The organism is Pseudomonas sp. 05N432 (genome assembly GCF_056396945.1).
Genome location: NZ_JBFTMM010000098.1, coordinates 1 through 406, shown reverse-complemented (window position 1 = coordinate 406; position 406 = coordinate 1). Strand labels below are relative to the sequence as shown.

The window sequence follows — 406 nt, the reverse complement described above, 5'->3', positions numbered from 1 at the left end:
GTAGATAAAGAATATAACTTTTATAATGTTCAATACACTTCATTTTACTCTTTATCATTGTTAATATTTAAAACTCGAGATTAATCATTAAATGTTCGTTTTTCAATTTTGCTACTAGTTTTTTCTACTTTTTGTTGTTTATTACGTTTGTTTTGGTTAGGTGTATGTTGCTGTTTGCCTTTGGAATCCTCTTTAGTTGCTGTTATATTCTTAGTCTGATTCGAATTTTTTTGGCTGTGCGGATTATTTGAATGTTTTTTAGATTCAGTAATAAGTGTAGGGATACGCTTCAATTTTGTTTGAGCTTTAGCAATTGATGGTTCTTTTAACAACGCTTCTGTAAGTTGTGTTTCTTTAGAGCCATTTGTGAGCTTAGATCTTTTTTCTTTTGCTGCCTGTGCTAAGC

At 30.3% G+C, this 406-nt stretch carries 1 protein-coding gene; it reads right to left on the bottom strand.

The window, feature by feature from the left end:
* Nucleotides 1–80: 80 nt before the first annotated feature.
* Nucleotides 81–406: hypothetical protein (locus AC1DHT_RS29430; RefSeq protein WP_477761611.1), on the bottom strand; the 326-nt coding region annotated here is incomplete at its 5' end.